Here is a 518-nt window from a genome sequence, read left to right as displayed (position 1 = left end):
GTGGATCTATCGCTTTGTTGCTCAAGATAAACGCTTGGGCGGTAAGTTATATCGTCACTTGAGACAAGGTCATAAGCGGTATCGCCGAGGTAAACAAGAGAAAGCTCCAGCGATAAAAAATGCCGTTTCGATTGATGATAGACCAAGCATCGTTGACAGTAAGGAGCGGTTTGGTGACTGGGAAATCGACACTGTGCTAGGTAAGCATGGTACAGGTGCAATGGTGACTATTTTAGAGCGTAAGACTCGATTTTACGTGGTAAAGAAAGTGCCATCTAAGTCAGCGGATGATGTCACCAAAGCGACAATAGAGCTACTGAAGCCCTATAAGAAACATGTCCATACCATTACGGCAGATAACGGGCGAGAGTTTGCAGGTCATGAAACCATCGCAAAAGAATTAAAGGCTGATGTGTACTTTGCTCATCCGTACAGTTCTTGGGAGCGTGGTGCTAATGAGAATGCGAACGGTCTTTTAAGGCAATATGTGAAGAAAGGAACCGATCTAACGACAGTGA

The 518-nt window shown here is 44.8% G+C and carries 1 protein-coding gene; it reads left to right on the top strand.

What is annotated here, in order from left to right; genetic code table 11:
* Positions 1–518 (top strand): IS30 family transposase (locus tag ACFOES_RS20970; RefSeq protein WP_377835677.1); only part of this gene is annotated, 518 nt, incomplete at both ends.

It is taken from the genome of Acidimangrovimonas pyrenivorans, from assembly GCF_042643245.1.
In the GTDB taxonomy this organism is placed as follows: Bacteria; Pseudomonadota; Alphaproteobacteria; order Rhodobacterales; family Rhodobacteraceae; genus Acidimangrovimonas; species Acidimangrovimonas pyrenivorans.
Note: the sequence above shows the minus strand (reverse complement) of the source record. Positions and strands in the feature narration are given on the sequence as shown.